This is a genomic window from Paenibacillus sp. FSL R7-0179, from assembly GCF_038002265.1.
Classification (GTDB): domain Bacteria; phylum Bacillota; class Bacilli; order Paenibacillales; family Paenibacillaceae; genus Paenibacillus_AQ.
On the sequence record NZ_JBBOCC010000001.1, the window covers coordinates 2509199 to 2526646 of the forward strand.

General features: G+C 53.5%; 16 protein-coding genes and 1 tRNA gene. 11 read left to right on the forward strand and 6 right to left on the reverse strand.

Translation table 11 applies throughout. The features are described 5' to 3' along the window. Positions 1 to 36: 36 nt before the first annotated feature. Together MKX63_RS11160 and MKX63_RS11165 are read right to left on the reverse strand one after the other, a co-directional pair. The gene (locus tag MKX63_RS11160) at positions 37 to 1074 is read right to left on the reverse strand and encodes an ABC transporter permease (protein WP_341017085.1); all 1038 of its coding nucleotides are present in this window, start codon (positions 1072 to 1074) and stop codon (positions 37 to 39) included. Continuing rightward, complete coding sequence (locus MKX63_RS11165) at positions 1071 to 1802, reverse strand: ABC transporter ATP-binding protein (RefSeq protein ID WP_341017087.1); 732 nt, start codon at positions 1800 to 1802, stop codon at positions 1071 to 1073. The genes MKX63_RS11160 and MKX63_RS11165 overlap by 4 nt, the downstream gene beginning before the upstream one ends. Positions 1803 to 1986: 184 nt before the next feature. Between MKX63_RS11165 and MKX63_RS11170 the strand changes: the two genes are divergently transcribed. The 6 genes from MKX63_RS11170 to MKX63_RS11195 all read left to right on the forward strand — a co-directional run bounded on the left by MKX63_RS11170 (position 1987) and on the right by MKX63_RS11195 (position 7871). Next, positions 1987 to 2430 carry a hypothetical protein gene (locus MKX63_RS11170; RefSeq protein ID WP_341017088.1) on the forward strand — a complete coding sequence of 148 codons (444 nt, stop codon included), beginning with the start codon at positions 1987 to 1989 and terminating at the stop codon, positions 2428 to 2430. A 171-nt stretch (positions 2431 to 2601) separates the two neighbouring features. After that, a complete protein-coding gene (locus tag MKX63_RS11175) occupies positions 2602 to 4038 on the forward strand; it encodes a stalk domain-containing protein (RefSeq protein ID WP_341017089.1) in 1437 nt (478 codons plus the stop codon). A gap of 44 nt (positions 4039 to 4082) precedes the next feature. After that, positions 4083 to 4946: a phosphate ABC transporter substrate-binding protein gene (locus tag MKX63_RS11180; RefSeq protein WP_341017090.1), complete on the forward strand. Its 864-nt coding sequence runs from the start codon at positions 4083 to 4085 to the stop codon at positions 4944 to 4946. 90 nt (positions 4947 to 5036) lie between these two features. Beyond that, positions 5037 to 5981: a phosphate ABC transporter permease subunit PstC gene (pstC, locus tag MKX63_RS11185; protein ID WP_341017092.1), complete on the forward strand. Its 945-nt coding sequence runs from the start codon at positions 5037 to 5039 to the stop codon at positions 5979 to 5981. Beyond that, complete coding sequence (gene pstA / locus MKX63_RS11190; protein WP_341017093.1) at positions 5981 to 6862, forward strand: phosphate ABC transporter permease PstA; 882 nt, start codon at positions 5981 to 5983, stop codon at positions 6860 to 6862. Before pstC ends, pstA begins: the two co-directional genes overlap by 1 nt. A gap of 241 nt (positions 6863 to 7103) precedes the next feature. Then, complete coding sequence (locus tag MKX63_RS11195) at positions 7104 to 7871, forward strand: RQC-minor-1 family DNA-binding protein (RefSeq protein ID WP_341018606.1); 768 nt, start codon at positions 7104 to 7106, stop codon at positions 7869 to 7871. A gap of 874 nt (positions 7872 to 8745) precedes the next feature. Here the strand turns inward: MKX63_RS11195 and MKX63_RS11200 are convergent. Further along, positions 8746 to 8819 (reverse strand) — tRNA-Arg (locus MKX63_RS11200). Between the two features lie 153 nt (positions 8820 to 8972). Here MKX63_RS11200 and MKX63_RS11205 point away from each other — a divergent pair. From MKX63_RS11205 to ispG, 5 genes are all read left to right on the forward strand, one after another. After that, complete coding sequence (locus tag MKX63_RS11205; RefSeq protein ID WP_341017094.1) at positions 8973 to 9902, forward strand: hypothetical protein; 930 nt, start codon at positions 8973 to 8975, stop codon at positions 9900 to 9902. Between the two features lie 95 nt (positions 9903 to 9997). Further along, positions 9998 to 11353, forward strand: coding sequence for a trigger factor (tig, locus tag MKX63_RS11210; protein WP_341017096.1), 1356 nt, complete (start codon positions 9998 to 10000; stop codon positions 11351 to 11353). 282 nt (positions 11354 to 11635) lie between these two features. Further along, on the forward strand, positions 11636 to 12226 hold the full coding sequence (clpP, locus tag MKX63_RS11215) for an ATP-dependent Clp endopeptidase proteolytic subunit ClpP (RefSeq protein WP_036697575.1): 591 nt from the start codon (positions 11636 to 11638) through the stop codon (positions 12224 to 12226). Positions 12227 to 12238: 12 nt separating this feature from the next. Beyond that, positions 12239 to 13495, forward strand: a complete 1257-nt coding sequence (clpX, locus tag MKX63_RS11220; RefSeq protein WP_341017099.1) for an ATP-dependent Clp protease ATP-binding subunit ClpX — start codon at positions 12239 to 12241, stop codon at positions 13493 to 13495. A 129-nt stretch (positions 13496 to 13624) separates the two neighbouring features. Further along, entirely contained in the window at positions 13625 to 14764 is a 1140-nt protein-coding gene (gene ispG / locus MKX63_RS11225) for a flavodoxin-dependent (E)-4-hydroxy-3-methylbut-2-enyl-diphosphate synthase (RefSeq protein WP_340752027.1), read from the forward strand. 114 nt (positions 14765 to 14878) lie between these two features. On the opposite strand, the gene MKX63_RS11230 is transcribed toward ispG, so the two are convergent. From MKX63_RS11230 to MKX63_RS11240, 3 genes are read right to left on the reverse strand one after another with little or no spacing between them, the layout of a single operon-like run. Continuing rightward, entirely contained in the window at positions 14879 to 15982 is a 1104-nt protein-coding gene (locus MKX63_RS11230) for a GerAB/ArcD/ProY family transporter (protein ID WP_341017101.1), read from the reverse strand. 42 nt (positions 15983 to 16024) lie between these two features. After that, positions 16025 to 16237: a hypothetical protein gene (locus MKX63_RS11235; protein WP_341017102.1), complete on the reverse strand. Its 213-nt coding sequence runs from the start codon at positions 16235 to 16237 to the stop codon at positions 16025 to 16027. After that, a complete protein-coding gene (locus MKX63_RS11240) occupies positions 16234 to 17442 on the reverse strand; it encodes a Ger(x)C family spore germination protein (protein ID WP_341017103.1) in 1209 nt (402 codons plus the stop codon). The genes MKX63_RS11235 and MKX63_RS11240 overlap by 4 nt, the downstream gene beginning before the upstream one ends. Between the last annotated feature and the right edge of the window lie 6 nt (positions 17443 to 17448).

Here is a 17448-nt window from a genome sequence, read left to right on the forward strand (position 1 = left end):
GCAGTTCCTTCTAGTGTACCATAGCCCGTTCACTCTTCACATTCTGCGGTGCTTGCGCAGAGCCAGCACATTTAGCAGCATGAACAGCAGAGAGAAGCCGATCAGCATGAACACATCCCCGGCGATATCGTTCCAGCCTCTGCCGCGAACCATGATATCCATCAGTGCTTGTGAACCATAGTACATCGGAGTGGCGAGTCCAATGCGCTGGAGCCAGAGGGGAAGGGTATCCAGCGGAAATAATCCGCTCAGGAAGATCTGCGGCACAATGACCAGAGGGATGAACTGGATCATCTGCAGCTCATTGGCGGCGAACGCAGAGAGCAGAGTGCCGAGGGTCAGCGCTGACATCGACAGCAGCAGCGTCATCAGCAGCACATAGCCGAAGCTGCCCGTCATCATAATTCCCAGCACCTGGATGGAGAACCAGGAGATCAGCAGGGCCTGGAAGACGGTGAAGATGCCGAAGCCGCAGACATAACCGGTGACGATCTCCCAGCGCTTCAGCGGGGTGGAGAGCAGACGCTCCAGCGTGCCCGTGGTCCGTTCGCGCAGGAAGGAGACACCGGCAATCAGGAAGACAAAGAAGAACACGAACACCCCGATCATAATCGGGCCGAAGCGGTCGATCGTCTTCATATCCTCCGCGCCATACAGATAGCTGATCTGCGGCTGGAGCTGTCCTCCGCCCGGCGCTTGCGGCCGGAGGCTCTGCGCAGCTTCCTGGAGCGCCATGATTACAGCGCGGTTAGCCGCCGGATTGCTGCCTTCAAGAATAACAGCGGGTGCGCCTCCCTTCATTGTAAGGAGAGCATCGATATCTCCCGCCTTCAGGGCGGCCTGCCCGTTTGCTTCCTCGGCGTAGCCGGTAACCTCAGCCTGCTGGGCTTCCAGTGCTGAACTGAACGCGGCCGCGCCACCCGAGATACCGATTCTAGGCTCATATGCATCGCTGCCGAATACCAGGCTCATCAGGCTAAGTACCAGCAGGGGAGCGATGAACATCAGCGCCATGGTTCTCCGGTCATGGATGAACTGCTGCAGAATTCTCAGGGTAATGGCCCGGATTCTCATCGGCGTGCACCTCCATAATAGAGGAAGGCTTCCTCAATGCTGGCGGTGCCGGTAGCGTGAAGCAATTCGGCCGGAGTATCGGCCGCCAGCAGCACGCCGTCCCGGATCATCGCCAGCCGGTCACATTTCTCCGCTTCATCCATCACATGCGTGGTCAGGACAATCGTTGTTCCCTTGCGGTTCAGCGCCTTCAGCTCCTTCCAGATGGACTGGCGCAGCACCGGATCGATGCCGACAGTCGGTTCATCCAGCAGCAGCAGCGGCGGCTCGTGCAGCAGGGCAATCGCCAGGGACAATCGGCGCTTCATGCCCCCGGAGTATTGGTCCACCCGCTTACGCAGATGCTCCTGCAGATTCACCAGCTCCATCACATCCCCGATCCGCCGCGTGCGGTTGCCGCCCTTGAGTCCATACAGCGCAGCGAAGAACTCCAGATTCTCCTTGGCGCTAAGCTCGGTATACAAGGCATCCGACTGGGCCATATATCCTATTTGCTGGAGCATGGCAAGCTTCGGCATCCGCACCCCCAGCACGGTGACCTCACCGGAGGTTACCTCGTCTATGCCCGTAAGCAGCTTGACCAGCGTGGTTTTGCCGGAGCCGGAGGGTCCCAGAATTCCGAACGTCTCTGCCTGATGCACCTGAAGAGTGATGTCCTTCAACACCGTTTTATTGTCAAAAGCTCGGTTCACATGAGTAACCGCAATGACTGGCTTTCCTTCATCCATAATATTCTCCTCTGTTCCTCATGATAATGAGTGAGCGCTCACTCATTATACTAATGATTTCCTGCTCAAAAGTAAATGAAATTGTAAGGATTATCCGTTACTCCCGCTCTTGATCCGGGTAATAAAAGAGACATCCTATGTGTACCGGCATCCTGAGACCCAATTCACTAAAGGCGGTGGAATTATGGCAGGACATAAGCTGTTCCTTGCTCTAGGCGTGCTGCTGGCTGCGGCTGGACTTAGCGGCTGCGGCGATGCAGACCAGTCGGCTGGCGGCGGACGGTTTCATACCTTGGCTGAGGAGAAGACGGAGGCAAAGCAATATCTGCCGGAGGATCTGCCGATTCCCGAAGGGGCAGGTATTACTTTTACCCAAGGTGAACAGTCAGAGGGGAAGAAATCCTCCATGCTGATCTATCAGACGAAGGAGAGTATGGCTGCTCTTGGAACTACATACCAGAAGTATGTAAGAGAGAAGGAGCTGGAGCGCGGGACAGAGATTGTGGACAGCCGCAACCTGCTGATCAACGGCAAAGTGAACGGCTCTTATTCGTATTCTATTATTGGCAGCCCCTCGGATTCAGAGCGCGGCGGAAATGAGATTATCGTGACTTGGATTGTGAATTAACACAGGGTTTACAATAGGTCGGTCCGGGAGGGTTCCCGGGCGGGCCTTGTTTGGTTTGGGCTTGTAATTATTTTTACAGTTAATATTTCCATAACATTCCTGCGCAACAGAATTGACACTCGTAGACGAAAATAACATTAGCAGTTACCTATAGGAAAAGGGTGAATCTAATTGAAGAATAGTAAATGGATCGGCGCAGCTCTGGCTTCTGCACTTCTCGTAACAGGGGGATCTGTTAGTGTTCTGGCGACAAGCAGTCAAGTAAGTGCCGCAGCAGTCAACACAGCAGCAGCTGTAGAGGGCAGCATGTCCTGGAGCATCAACGGTACGCCGGTTACACTCAGCACAATCAACAGCGGAGGGTACAAGCTCTATTCATTGAGCCAGGTAGCCGCAGAGCTGGGTGCAGGACTTGTGCATAGCAGCAGCGGAATCCAGCTGAATGACAGCAAAGGTCTACATAGTGTGCAGATCCAGGCAGGCGTGAAAAGCTATCAGGTGGATGGCAAAACCCTGGAATTCACAGTGGCCCCCGTCGTGCGTAACAGCAAGACGTATGTGGAGCTGACGAAGCTGGTTATCGCGCTTGGCGGTGAGCTGGAGCCGGATGCCCATACCATTCTGAGCTTCGCCCGGCCAGCCGGTTCATTTGACACCCTTCACTGGAGCGCTGACGGTGGTCTGATTGCGAATCAGAACGACGCTGAGGCCACACTGCTCTATAAATTCACCCAGACTCCAGGCAACTATGACCTGTTCTCTTCCAGCGAAAGCGCGGTGGATTTCGCAGTCTCCGCCGACCAGCAGTGGGGCGCATTCAGCGATGAGACCGGCCAGCTGAAGCTGATCAGCCTGTCCACCGGCCTAATCAGTCCACTCGGCAAGGATACCAGCGTGAAGACAGATATCGTGTGGTCCAGTGACGGCAAGACGCTCTATTTCATCCAGGGCGACAAGCAGGAGAAGCTGGCACAGATTTCAGTAGAGACCGGAGAGGTTAAGACTCTGCTTGAAGATAAAGTAGAGAACAAATCAGAGCTTCGCATATCGGCAGACGGCAAAAGCGCGGTGTACATTGTCAACATCACCGGTACTGCGAAGAATGATGCCGACAGCACAGAAGATTCACTTACCGTAGACTTCAGCAAGGCCGGAGAACAGCTCTATAAGCTGGATCTAACGACCAAAGGTGCTAAGCCAGTAGCCTTGACGACTACACCTGACAACAAGCTGTACCCAGAGATTCTGGCTGGCGGCAGCGTGTCCTACCTGAGTGCGGATGCAGACGGCAATGCCGCCAACACGCTGAAGCTGATCACAGCAGACGGTAAAAGCACAGATGTCGCCCTCGGTGCAGAGGCGAACTGGTCCACAGGGGTTAGCACGGGCCTCGTAGTCTCCGGAACTACAGCGGATGGCAGCACGGTAATCTACTCTATTGCAGACGGCGCAGCACCGGTTGAGCTGTACCGGACAGCCGAAGACGTATCGGAAGTAGCAGTATCGGCAGATGGCAGCAAGCTGGCGATGATCAGCGACGGCAAGGTAATGGTCATTCAGAACGGCAAAGCGCTGCAATTGTCAGTCTCACCGGAAGTAGCAAATTAATTACAACATTTATCGGCGCACACCGCCGGGAGGAGAATTCAGACATGAAGCTATTCAAAAAGTTCACAGTTACAGCACTTACCGCGGTGATCGCGGTTACCGCATCCTTTGCAGGGGTAGCCGCAGCAGCGGACAGCCTCAAGGGTAAAATCACCGTTAACGGTTCTACGGCCCTGCTTCCGCTGACGCTGCAGGCCGCTAAGGAATTCCAGAAGCTTCATCCTAAAGTGAAGATCGCCGCTTCCGGCAAGGGCTCCGTGACCGGACCGCAGGCCGTGAAGAAGGGGATTGCCGATATCGGAGCCTGCGACTGGGATGCCAGCATTGATGTTCCGGGCTTCAAGGCCTTTGACGGACAGGTGGCGAATAAGGTCGCTGTGATTCCTTTTGCAACCATCGTTAATAAGAATGTCGGAGTCGACAACCTGACTACAGAGCAGCTCAAAGGCATCTACGCCGGTAAAATCACCAACTGGAAAGAGGTCGGCGGAGCGGATGCGAACATCGTAGTGATCACCCGTGCCTTCGGCTCCGGGACCCGCGTTAACTATCAGGCCAAAGCGCTGGGCGGCGGAGATATCGTGAAGAAAGAGAAGAACTACAAGGAAACCGGCTCCAGCGGCGACATGAAAACCGCAGTAGGCACCACTCCTAACGCTATCGGATACATCGACCTTGTCTATGTAACGGGCGGCGATATCAAGGCTGTGAAGTTCAACGGCGTGGAAGCTAACACGGATAACGTAATCAACGGCTCGTACAAGATCTGGGCTTACGGCTACTACATGACGAAGGGCCAGCCGACCGGCGCGACCAAAGAATTCATCGAATATGTACAGAGCAAGAAGTTCCAGCAGGGCTCGCTTAAGAAGCTTAAGTTCATTCCAATCTCTGCTATGCAATCCTAAGATTCTTGAACCAAGCAAGCATAATAGATTGATAGGTAACAGCGGCCAGCTCCGGGAACTACGGGGTTGGCCTCTTACAGGAGGGAAAGTATGGGGGCACCGGTTCATGGCCTGGGCGCTAAGGCACAGACAAGCCTGGAAGAAGTTAAACGTAACACCAAGCGGCACCGCAGACATCTGCTCGGCAACAGCATCTCCCGTTATTATTTCTTATTCAGCATCCTTGCGCTCTGTCTTGTGCTGGGACTAGTTATTGTATTCATCGGCAAAACGGCGCTGCTGCTCTTCACCCGCATCTCCCCGCAGGACTTCTTCTTCTCGTTCAACTGGACGCCGGAAGAGGATGCCTTCGGCGCCGCCGCCTTCATCGTAAATACATTGTCGCTTACCGCGCTGACCCTGGTCATTGCCGTGCCCGTCTCGGTTGGGATGGCTGTGCTCTGTGCGGAGATTGCCCCGAAGTGGCTGAAGAGCTTTATCCGTCCGGTCCTGGATCTGCTGGTCGGTATTCCTTCTATTGTATACGGCTATCTGGGCTTGACCGTGCTGTTACCTTTCTTGCGCAGAATCAGCGGAGAAGGTCTCGGAGACGGGCTGCTCGCCGCCGCACTCGTGCTGGCACTCATGGTACTGCCGACCATTTGCCGGATCAGCGATGATGCCATCGTTGCGGTTCCGCGTAAATACCGCGACGCTGCCTATGCGCTCGGCTCGACCCGCCTTCAGGTCATTATGCGCGTCGTGCTGCCCGCTGCCAGCCGGGGCATTATCTCGGCTGTGATTCTGGGCATGACCCGTGCAGTCGGAGAGACCATGGCGGTGGTGATGGTTATCGGCAACACGCCGCAGCTGGCGAAGAGCCTGTTCGCACCCACCTCGGTGCTGACCAGTAATATCGTGATGCAGATTTCCAACGTGGAGTTCGACTCCACCTGGAACTATTCCCTGCATATGATGGCCTTCCTGTTGCTGCTGATCTCGTTTGTACTGATTCTGATTATCCGGCTCCTGGGCCGCAAACGGAGGGATGCCTGATGAACGGATTCACGCGCACACGCCATACGGCCAGAGCCCAGCGGCGCAATAAACTGGCGACCATCGGCTTCTATACGCTGGGCGTTTTGGTCATGCTGCTGATCTTCTGGCTGCTGTTCACCATCCTTAGCAAAGGCTTACCTTCGCTCAGACTGGACTTCCTGCTCAAGCAGCCGGAGGAGATCGATCCCGGCGGCGGGATCGGTCCCGTCCTGTTCAACTCCTTCTATATCCTGTTCATCTCCCTGTTGATCTCTATTCCCCTCGGGATCGGGGCAGGGATCTATATGGCGGAGTATGCACCGGATAATGCCTTCACAGGTGCGCTGCGCATCTGCGTGGAATCCCTGTCCTCGGTGCCGTCCATCGTGTTCGGCCTTCTGGGGCTGGCGATCTTCGCCGAGTATCTCGGCATCGGCCTGACGATTCTCGGCGGGGGTGTCAGCCTGGCGCTGCTGAATCTGCCGATGCTGGCCCGCGTCACAGAGGAGGCGGTGCGCGCGGTGCCCGGCGAGATCCGTGAAGCCGGCTATGCCCTCGGCATGACGAAGTTCCATGTCATCCGCAAGGTTGTCGTGCCGGTAGCCCTTCCGGCGATTGTCACCGGCGTCTGCCTGGTGGCCGGACGCGCCTTCGGGGAGTCAGCGGTCATCATCCTGACCGCCGGACTCAGCACCTCCGGCGAGATGTGGGACTTCAATCTGTTCTCGCCGGGTGAGACTCTGGCTGTGCATCTGTGGTACGTGCAGTCTGAGGCCATTGTCGAGGATGCACGGCAAATCGCGGATAAGTCTGCCGCTGTGCTGGTCTTTGTCGTGCTGCTGATCAACTTTATGTTCCGCTTCCCGCTGTGGCTGGGCAACCGCCGCCGGGGACGCTGAGACGGATGCAAACGGGAGAATAGAGCTATATCCTGGAAGAACAGGCTGCTCTGCTATGGAAGTTTCATGGCGGGCGGCCTGTTTGCTGTGAAGTGGTTGGAGCTTCTGAGTGCTCCGGGAAGCGCTGAAACTCATCTCTAAATCTCCTGTTTCCGGGTCTGGATATGTTATAATCCGACCATACTGTTAGGTGGACTAACCTGTGCCCATGATAAGGACAAGGAGGCAGAACGCTGTGAGTATGCAGAAGACCAACCGCCGTAAGCCGAACCGGAAGCAGACGAATGAGTATCGCTTGAATACACCGCTGCCAAGGCCGGAGCTGCTAGCCGTTCTGCAGACAGCCGATGAGATTATTGCCGCCGGGGGACGTACGCTTTTGGCCAAGATCCTGAAGGGCTCGAAGGAGAAGCTGCTGCTTGAACTCGGCCTGGACCACATTCCCGCCTATGGCTTCTACCGCAAATTGACGATGGAGCAGATCATGGAGAAGGTGGATGTCCTTATAGAAGCCGGGTACCTGAAGACTGAGCTGTCCGGGAAGCTTCCCATGATCGTGTTCAGAGCGGAGGAACTGCTGCGGGAGTGGGAGAACTGGCTGGATCAAGGAATCACGCCGGTCAGTATGGAGTATTTGAAGGACCGGAACCGGGGCATGATTCTGATGTTTCTGTTCAAAATCCTGTGTTCCGGTGACCGGAAATACATCCCTTTTTTACAGCAATGGCAGCCCATAGAGTTCAGGAAGGTACAGGCTGAGATCAGGCAGGTAATAGCAGAACTGAATGAGTGTGAACGGCTGGGGGAGATGGAGTGGCATGAGCTGCTGCGTGAACGTGCGCAATCGCTGATTGTACGTTCGCGAGATCCCGTTATACTTATGTGTCAGGAATGCGACGGTCCGTTAGTATTCGATCACCTTGATTTTAGCTGCTACCGGGCAGATGGCATTTACTTTTCGGAGAAGTGCGGGCATTGCAGGAATACGGAGGACGGTATACGTGAATAGGCAGGAATTGAACAACAAAGTCGGCCAAATTGTTAAGAGACTCATTGCAGGAAAGGGCGTTCTTGCTCCGGAAATAGAAAAGTAGCCGCCAGCAGAGTTATCCGGACTGAGGAGCCGCTATTCGTCGAAAAAACCAACTTTTCTGTCATAAACGGACTCAGAGGACGCTAAACTGTGCATTCGAGCAGAAAAAGCGGAGAAACAGGTTACTTAACGGCCCCTCAGTCCGCATAACCCTGCGGACAGGCGTGATCCGCCTGAATAAGGGATCTCCAGTCCGCATAGTGCGTGCATGTTTCGCTTCCTCCACTATTAAAGAGTGGTGGTTTCTTTGGGAGGTCATTTCCCGCTCAAACAGCGGAGAGGACGGAACGATTGTGTAGAAGCGATAGCGTTCGCCTTGGTTTCCGGATTTTCACCGCTTAGGGGAATGAAAAAAATCTGGAAAACACAGCGATTGGAACAACGGTCCGTTCGCGCAGCGTCTACCCAAGCACCCACGTTGATCCTACTCAAAATAAAAAGGGGATTCTCATCCCCCGGACGCCAAAACAGCCCTCCCGAAGGAAGGCTGTTTACTGTAACGTCCCGGAAGGGATACAGCCCATTCGGGCTGATTGCGAAGTGGTGCTATCGAAGCTTATGCTCCAACGTCCCCTCGCTGACGCGTTGGGTTCTCATCCCCCGGACGCCAAAACAGCCCTCCCGAAGGAAGGCTGTTTACTGTAACGTCCCGGAAGGGATACAGCCCATTCGGGCTGATTGCGAAGTGGTGCTATCGAAGCTTATGCTCCAACGTCCCCTCGCTGACGCGTTGGGTTCTCATCCCCCGGACGCCAAAACAGCCCTCCCGAAGGAAGGCTGTTTACTGTGACGTCCCGGAAGGGATTCGAACCCCCGACCGTGCGCTTAGAAGGCGCATGCTCTATCCAACTGAGCTACCGGGACATGAAGATAGACTGAAAAGCAAGCAAAAATTATGTTATCATACATAGTTAACTTTTTCAACTTGTTTTTTTGAAACCGTGCAGGGATATGCTATAATCTACAATTGATTAAGGTTCAGAAGCGATTACAGTTCGGAGAAAAGGAGGTGCCCTCATGAATCAATTCAATTCCCCCGCCAAAGAGAACATCGTGCTGTTTCCCAAGACCCTGGATTACTATCAGATTCAGCTCACAGTTATGCTGGAGAGTGAACGTTACGGGGAAGCGATGGAGCTGCTGCGTTTTTTGCTGCAGTGCCAGGGACAGGAAGAGCGGCACTACGAGGAATGGCGGTCGCTGCTGGAATGGCTTGTGGCGGCCTTCCCCTACGCGGCGCAGGGCGGTGACGGGAACGGTGCCCCGGATGCGGAGGAGATGGATCTGGGGGAAGAGGATATGGCCCGGATTCTGGCCAGATCCAAGCTGGAGGAGGATGCGGAGTACCCGGATAAGCTGCTGAAGCGGGTCATGAATGAACCGCTGTCCGAAGCGACAGTGCTGGCGCTGGAGCAGCTCTCCTACCTGGAGGGGAGCGGGGTAGATGAAGCGCTGACCGGCTGGCTGCAGCAGGCCGAGGTGCATCCGCTGCTGCAATTCCGCACACTGCAGACGCTGCGGCGCAGAGGGGCGCAAGGGGCAATCAGGCTAAGCCGGGGCCATGAGGCCGCTGAGGTGGAGATCGAGACCGTGCCGCTGCAGAACGACGAGTTCCCGCCGCAGATCAGCCAAGTGCTGGAACGGGTGGCCGAGCAGGCGGAGGTGCATGAGCCGACGCTGTATTATTTTGCCCAGGAGCTGTGGGGGCAGTTCGTCATGTCCATCTACGGGACGGCGGATTACCGCAAGCTGCTGGACGGGGAGTATTCGCAGCTGGATATTTGGGCGGGAGCCCTGCACCAGATGGTGTCGGAGAGCCTGAACGGGAACCGCAAAGAAGAGGAAACACGGAGCATGTACGGCATAACGGGCAGCATGCGCTTCCAATTTGAGGGTGCCTACCGTTCGCTCAGGGGATTTGTAAAGAGTTCTCTACTTGATAAATAAAGTAATGTTGTATATAATATAGTGGTTATTCTGTGCGTGAAATGTTGGACTATTTAAGTAAACATGTAACCTATTTTTGGAGGGAAAAGTATATTATGAAAGCAACTTGGGAAAAAATAGAGAAGAACCTCGGAGTTCTTGAAGTCGAAGTTGAAGCGGAACGCGTAGCTGCAGCACTCGACAAAGCCTTTAATAAAGTGGTAAAGAAAGCAAACGTTCCTGGATTCCGTAAAGGTAAAGTACCACGGCCGATTTTTGAATCCCGTTTCGGTGTTGAAAGCCTGTATCAGGATGCTATCGACATTCTTCTTCCTGAAGCTTACGGTGAAGCCGTTGAACAGACTGATATCTTCCCTGTAGACCGTCCTGAAGTGGACATCGAGCAATTCGCCAAGGGCCAGCCGTTCATCTTCAAAGCGAAGATCACAGTTAAGCCGGAAGTGAAGCTGGGCGAGTACAAAGGTCTGGAAGTACCAGTACAGAAGGCAGAAGTAACTGACGAAGAGCTGAATGCTGAACTGAAGCGTCTGCAGGAGCGTCATGCTGAGCTTGTGGTTATCGAAGAAGGAGCAGCTGCGAACGGCGACATCACTGTAATTGATTTTGACGGTTCGGTTGACGGCGTTCCATTCGAAGGCGGACAGGCTGAGCGTCATTCCCTGGAGCTGGGCAGCAATTCCTTCATTCCAGGATTCGAAGAGCAGGTAGTGGGCATGTCCACTGGAGACTTCAAGGATGTTGAAGTAACCTTCCCTGAAACTTACCACGCTGCTGAACTGGCAGGCAAAGCTGCTGTATTCAAAGTGAAGCTGCACGAAATCAAGCGCAAACAGCTTCCTGAGCTGGATGATGAATTCGCCAAGGATGTTAGTGAATTCGACACACTGGAAGAATACAAAGCAGACCTGAAGGCACAGCTCGAATCCCGCAAGCAGGAAGAGCTGAAGAGCGTTCGTGAATCCGCAGTAGTTGACGCAGCAGCAGCAAATGCTGAAGTGGAAATTCCTGAGGCGATGATCGCCAGCGAAGTGGAGAACATGGTTCGTGACTTCGATACCCGTCTCCGCCAGCAGGGCATGAACATGGACATGTTCCTCAGCTTCTCCGGCCAGACCCGTGAAGACCTGCAGGGACAAATGAAGGGCGATGCTGAGAAGCGCGTTCGTAACAACCTTGTTCTGGAAGTGATTGCTAAGGAAGAGAACATCGAAGTGTCGGAAGAAGAAGTTACGCAAGAGCTGGCTACTATGGCTGAAGCTTACAAGCGTACTCCTGAAGAAATCCGCAGCATCCTGGCAGCCAACGGTTCCCTGAGCAGCCTGAACGATGAGATCTCCCTGCGCAAGACAATCGAATTCCTCGTTAGTAACAGCGTGGAAGTTGAAGCTCCGGCAGCAGTAGAAGAAGCGGCAGCAGAAGAAGCGGCAGCAGAAGAAGCAAAGGCTGAGTAAGCTTCAATCCTTTACCTAGAACGGCTATCCATTAGCCTCCATAGAGATTTGATAAGGCACGTAAGTTTTTGTTACGTGCCTTATTTTTATCGGGGGCCGGGCGTTTGGCAGTACATATCATGAACCCTTCAATTGGCATTGTCCGTGGAATTGCGTTATAATGGCATGCACATGAACAATGCGGTTTAGGGACCCAGTGAATAAATGACATCCCGCTTTGAACGTGTTAAAATATTTCTGAAACGGAAAGACTAATCTGTATAGAGAAAAGAGGTTGGTGGCATGAGTCTGGTACCAATGGTTGTGGAAACGACAAGCCGGGGAGAACGCTCATACGATATCTATTCCAGATTGCTCAAGGATCGCATCATCTTCCTGAGCAGTGCGATTGACGATGATGTCGCCAATCTGGTTATTGCGCAGTTGCTGTTCCTGGCAGCAGATGACCCCGAAAAAGACATTCACTTGTACCTCAACTCGCCCGGTGGTTCTGTTACAGCCGGCATGGGTATATATGATACGATGCAATATATCAAACCGGATGTTTCAACGATTTGCGTAGGGATGGCAGCCAGTATGGGATCATTGCTCCTGACAGCCGGAGCGCCCGGCAAGCGATATGCGCTGACCAACAGCGAGGTCATGATTCATCAGCCGCTCGGCGGCGTTCAGGGGCAGGCGTCCGACATTTGGATTCACACCGACTGGATTCTCAAGACGAAGCAGAAGCTGAATCAGATTTATGTAGAGCGCACAGGTCAGCCCCTTGACAAAATCGAACGGGATACAGACCGCGATAACTTCATGAGCGCTGAAGAAGCGAAGGAATACGGGCTCATTGACCAGGTTCTCTCTTCACCGATCATATCTTAAAGGGGTGGTAAGATGTTTAAATTTAATGATGAAAAAGGGCAATTGAAATGTTCCTTTTGCGGCAAATCACAAGAGCAGGTTCGTAAGCTCGTAGCGGGACCTGGCGTTTATATATGTGACGAATGCATCGAGCTGTGCACGGAGATTGTGGAAGAGGAGCTGGGCCACGAAGAAGAGCTGGATATGAAGGATATTCCGAAACCGAAGGAAATCCGCGATATTCTGGATCAATACGTGATCGGCCAGGAGCAAGCGAAGAAATCGCTCTCCGTTGCTGTATACAATCACTACAAGCGTGTGAACAGCCAGAGCAAGATTGAAGATGTGGAGCTGACGAAGAGCAACATTCTGCTGCTCGGACCTACAGGCTCCGGTAAGACCCTGCTGGCTCAGACGATGGCGAAGATCATCAACGTGCCTTTTGCCATTGCAGATGCCACTTCCCTTACGGAAGCCGGTTATGTGGGTGAAGACGTCGAGAACATTCTCCTGAAGCTGATTCAAGCGGCAGATTATGATGTGGAGAAAGCCGAACGCGGCATTATCTATATAGACGAAATTGATAAGGTAGCGCGTAAATCCGAGAACCCGTCCATTACCCGTGACGTATCCGGTGAAGGCGTTCAGCAGGCGCTGCTGAAGATTCTGGAAGGTACGGTTGCTTCGGTTCCACCGCAAGGCGGACGCAAGCATCCTCATCAGGAATTCATCCAGATCGATACAACGAACATTCTGTTCATCGTAGGCGGTGCCTTCGACGGACTGGAGCAAATGATCAAGCGCCGTATCGGCAAAAAAGTCATTGGCTTCAATGCTGCGGTTGAAGGACAGAAGGATCTTAAGGCCGGTGAATACCTGTCCATGGTATTGCCTGAGGACCTGCTGAAGTTCGGTCTGATTCCCGAGTTCGTGGGCCGTCTGCCGGTCATCTCGACCTTGGAGCCGCTTGATGAGACTACACTGGTACGTATCCTCTCCGAGCCTAAGAATGCGCTCGTGAAGCAGTATGTGAAGCTGCTGGAGATGGATAATGTAGCGCTGAAGTTCGAGCCGCTTGCTCTTGAAGCAATTGCGAAGGAAGCGATCAAGCGCAACACCGGTGCCCGTGGACTGCGTGCCATCATTGAGAGCATTATGCTTGATGTGATGTACGAGGTGCCTTCACGTGATGACATTAAGGACTGTGTCATTACCGAGCAGGTTGTTAAGGAGAAGTCCCTGCCGGAGCTTAGTCTCAAGAAGGATAAGAAAAAAGAAGAAAGCGCGTAAGTCAGGCTTCATTACCCGGCCTGACCCGGCTTAACAATACAGCTCAGGGTCTCCACTTTCTCCCGCACATCCCGCATGACCTGCGGGGGCGGAGAGGGTGGAGCTTTGATCGTTATGGGGGAGAAAATCATGTTCCTGAGACACCAGACCCGTCCCGTCAATGTTGGCGGAGTGATTATCGGGGGTAACAACGAGGTTGCAATTCAAAGCATGTGTACGACCAAGACCGCCGATGTGGAGGCAACCGTGGCCGAGATTCTGCGGCTGGAGGAAGCCGGCTGTCAGCTCGTGCGTGTAACGGTCAACAATGAGGAAGCGGCAGCAGCGATTAAGGAAATCAAGAAGCAGATTCATATCCCGCTCGTAGCGGATATTCATTTCAATTACAAGCTGGCCTTGCTGGCGATTGAGAACGGCATCGACAAGGTGCGGATCAATCCCGGCAATATCGGACGCCGTGATAAGGTGGAAGCTGTCGTTAAGGCCTGTAAGGACAAGGGGATACCGATCCGGATCGGCGTGAATGCCGGTTCACTGGAGAATCATCTGCTGGAGAAATACGGTTATCCTACACCGGAGGCTATGGTTGAAAGTGCCCTGTATCATATCGGCATTCTCGAAGAGCTGGACTTCCACGATATCATCGTGTCCCTGAAGGCATCTGATGTGCCGATGGCCATCGAGGCTTACCGTCAAGCTGCAGAAGTAATTCCTTATCCGCTGCATCTGGGTATCACCGAATCCGGCACTCTGTTCGCCGGAACAGTGAAGAGCTCGGCCGGGATCGGTGCGCTGCTCTCCATGGGCATTGGCAGTACGGTGCGGATCTCCCTGAGTGCTGATCCGGTGGAGGAAGTGAAGGTGGCGCGTGAGCTGCTGAAGACCTTCGGTCTGATCTCGAACGCCGCTACCCTGATCTCCTGCCCGACCTGCGGACGCCTGGATATTGACCTCTTCTCGATTGCGAACGAGGTTGAGGAGTACATCTCCAAGCTGAAGGTGCCAATTAAGGTATCCGTGCTCGGTTGTGCGGTGAATGGTCCGGGGGAAGCCAGAGAAGCGGATATCGGCATCGCCGGTGCGCGCGGGGAAGGGCTGTTGTTCCGTTACGGCAAGATGATCCGCAAGGTGCCTGAGGCAGAGCTCGTCTCCGAGCTGAAGAAAGAGATTGACATTATTGTCGAGCATTTCGAGGCGACCGGCGAGATTCCCGGCCGCAGCCACGCTGGATTGGCTCCGGCAACACCAGTTGGCAACACAGAGAACTAATTCTATATATAACAGCGCCCTGCCCGTTGCGGATGATCTGCAAACGGGCAGGGCTTTTTTGAATTAGAAGCATTTGTATGCCTGGTTCAGTAAGTTAGCACGTACAACCGGGTCTTAAGACTTGGCTGCGGAGGCAGTCCGCTTACGGCGGATCAGTGCAATCAGACACACCAGCACAGGCAGGAATACAAGGTGGATGGCAGCGAATTTCCACCAGGCCGTCTGCACCATATGTATAAGATAGATGAGGTTGATATAAATATTGGAGGCGAAGACGAATAACAGAACTGCGAGCGGAAAGATCAGGTAGGTGGTCCGCTTCAGGCTGAACACGGCTTGGAAATTCTGCAGGATCAGCAGGAAGAGTAAGGAGATCTTGATGAAGAAGGTCATAATCCAGATCGTTACTAACATTCCCTCGACGCGTTGCAGGATGTTGCCGATATTAATAGCCTTTGCCAGAATGAACACAGGGTAGTTGCTGTTGGAGGTCTGCTCAATGCCGAGCACCAGCACACTAAGCAATGTCAGCACGAAAAGAATCAGCCCTCCCAGAGCAGTTCCGCCGAGTAAGGCCCGGGCTTGCTTACCGGACTGCTTCATCAGAGGGAGGAAGCTCAACAATACAATAGGTTCTTGGAACATGGCGGACTGGATGCCGGCAGACATGACCGGCTTCAGGCCATCCTCCAGAATGGGAAGGATATGTGTCCAGTTCGCTTGGGGAATCAGGGCCAGAACGAGCAGCGTCAACAGAAGCAGTAACCAAGGGAAGAGCAGCTCGCTTAAACGGGCCACAATGACGATACCTTTGTATGCGCTGACGATGATGACAATCAGGAATATCATTTTGATCGCCTCGGTCGGAGTTTCGGGCATGACCTCAGTGGTGATGAAGGAACCCAGATCGCCCAGCAAGGCACTGGTAAGGATAAGGAAATAGAATAAGTAGATAAGCGACACTGCCTTGCCCAGCCATTGGCCCAGTACAGATTCTAGAATCTCAAACAGGGTCTGCCCCGGGTACAGACGGGAGAGCATAAGACATAAGACAACCATCATAAGGTTGATAAGCAGGCAGAACAGAGAGGCGATCCAGGCATCCTCTCTGGCGATTTGTGCCATTGTACCAGGGAGGTCAAGAATGGAGCTTCCGGTCGTCAGACCGAAGGTCAGGATGAATAATTGTAAAGACGAGAGCTTCTTAGACTTGCTCACAGGTCCGTCTCCTTTCAGGCAGGTTAGTGGTTAGTGGTCAGGTCAGAAGGAGAGCAGCTTAATGATACTGTATACCCAGTTCATCGGACGAATTGCAGTGGAGCCTGCCATATCAGCAACAGTGACCGAAGCGGTGATCAGCCAGAACACGCAGAATACCGCAGTATCCTGCGGAGAACGCAGGCGGAGCAATGCAGGGAGTTGTGTAAAGGCAGTGATTAGCAGGATCAGAAGCAGCAGCCAATTCCAGCTCATTTCATTTCCATCTCCCGTCTCTGCGGCTGAATAATGGAGCCGATCCGCCGGATATGGGTTCGGCAGTCAGAGGTAATCTTCACTTGCTTGAAATGTTCATCCCAATCCCCACGGTAAGCTTTCCAGACCTGGGGATATTTGCGGTGCAGCGCTTCGCCGAAGCCGAAGATATCGGAGGCGTAGCGCTGTTGCACATTTTGAATACTACCTTGCATATTGGACTTGAACTTGTCTTCGATTTCGGTCTGAATCATCTCAATATTGGAGGGTTGCGTGAGATCAATTGTGCTCTGAATCGTAGTGAGATCAGCCTCCACATTGATCATGAGCTTGAATTCCGGCTGCCCTTCCGGATTCAGACTGGTTTGGATACTGCTCTCGGAACGGGTGACGATGAAGCCGACCTTGCCACCATCCGGGCAGGTAACATCGCCGTTAGAGGAGCTAACCTCATTAAGCGCATAGTTGACTGTTTTGCTGGTGTTCTCGCCCAGCCAGCCGACCAGACGGTCTTTTTTGAAAATAGCAATTCCCGCCTGGATGATCTGGGTCTTCGGGACAATGGATTCTATATTCTTGACTGTCCCTCCCTCTGACACATCGCCGTGCAGCCTTACGCCGGACATAATCGGATTGGAGCCGCCGCGCTCCAGTTCAAGAATGAACTGCTGCAAGGTGACTTTACCGGTGGCTGCCCAATTTTTGTGGGAGACCAGAATGGAGGAGTAGAGCGAATTGGCCGGAATCTGCTCGAATGGCGTATTAATCTCCAGAATGTCAGAGGCCTGGGAATTCTTCGCGACCAACAGGAAGAAATCACTGCGGAGCTGATGATTCCGGGTGATGAAATCAAGGATGTCACTGACACCTTGCCGCGCCAGCTTTTCTCCGAGGACAAGCACCCGGATGTGGGACAAGTAGAGAGTACGCGGCGCTGTACTGAGCATGTGCTGGAGAGCATCGGGAACCGTCTGGCCTACGGCTTTGTAGGTAAGAATAGGCAGACTTTTGCCTGCTGCTCCTTTGGTGCTGCGTGCTTCTCCCGAATTCAGCACCTGTGCAGAAACGGCATAACCCTCAGGTGCGGCATCAATTCCCATCGCCATGACCACAGCCAGATCGTTCAGCTCCTTGCGGCTCCAGCATCCGGGCAACACCGCCAGACTGAAGACCAGGAGCAGACAGACTGCTTGTTGAATACGCATAGAAGG

Coding starts and splice junctions, on each gene's coding strand:
- MKX63_RS11160 (WP_341017085.1), bottom strand. CDS start 1,074: ATGAGAATCCGGGCCATTACCCTGAGAATTCTGCAGCAGTTCATCCAT.
- MKX63_RS11165 (WP_341017087.1), bottom strand. CDS start 1,802: ATGGATGAAGGAAAGCCAGTCATTGCGGTTACTCATGTGAACCGAGCT.
- MKX63_RS11170 (WP_341017088.1), top strand. CDS start 1,987: ATGGCAGGACATAAGCTGTTCCTTGCTCTAGGCGTGCTGCTGGCTGCG.
- MKX63_RS11180 (WP_341017090.1), top strand. CDS start 4,083: ATGAAGCTATTCAAAAAGTTCACAGTTACAGCACTTACCGCGGTGATC.
- pstC (WP_341017092.1), top strand. CDS start 5,037: ATGGGGGCACCGGTTCATGGCCTGGGCGCTAAGGCACAGACAAGCCTG.
- pstA (WP_341017093.1), top strand. CDS start 5,981: ATGAACGGATTCACGCGCACACGCCATACGGCCAGAGCCCAGCGGCGC.
- MKX63_RS11195 (WP_341018606.1), top strand. CDS start 7,104: ATGCAGAAGACCAACCGCCGTAAGCCGAACCGGAAGCAGACGAATGAG.
- MKX63_RS11205 (WP_341017094.1), top strand. CDS start 8,973: ATGAATCAATTCAATTCCCCCGCCAAAGAGAACATCGTGCTGTTTCCC.
- tig (WP_341017096.1), top strand. CDS start 9,998: ATGAAAGCAACTTGGGAAAAAATAGAGAAGAACCTCGGAGTTCTTGAA.
- clpP (WP_036697575.1), top strand. CDS start 11,636: ATGAGTCTGGTACCAATGGTTGTGGAAACGACAAGCCGGGGAGAACGC.
- clpX (WP_341017099.1), top strand. CDS start 12,239: ATGTTTAAATTTAATGATGAAAAAGGGCAATTGAAATGTTCCTTTTGC.
- ispG (WP_340752027.1), top strand. CDS start 13,625: ATGTTCCTGAGACACCAGACCCGTCCCGTCAATGTTGGCGGAGTGATT.
- MKX63_RS11235 (WP_341017102.1), bottom strand. CDS start 16,237: ATGAGCTGGAATTGGCTGCTGCTTCTGATCCTGCTAATCACTGCCTTT.
- MKX63_RS11240 (WP_341017103.1), bottom strand. CDS start 17,442: ATGCGTATTCAACAAGCAGTCTGTCTGCTCCTGGTCTTCAGTCTGGCG.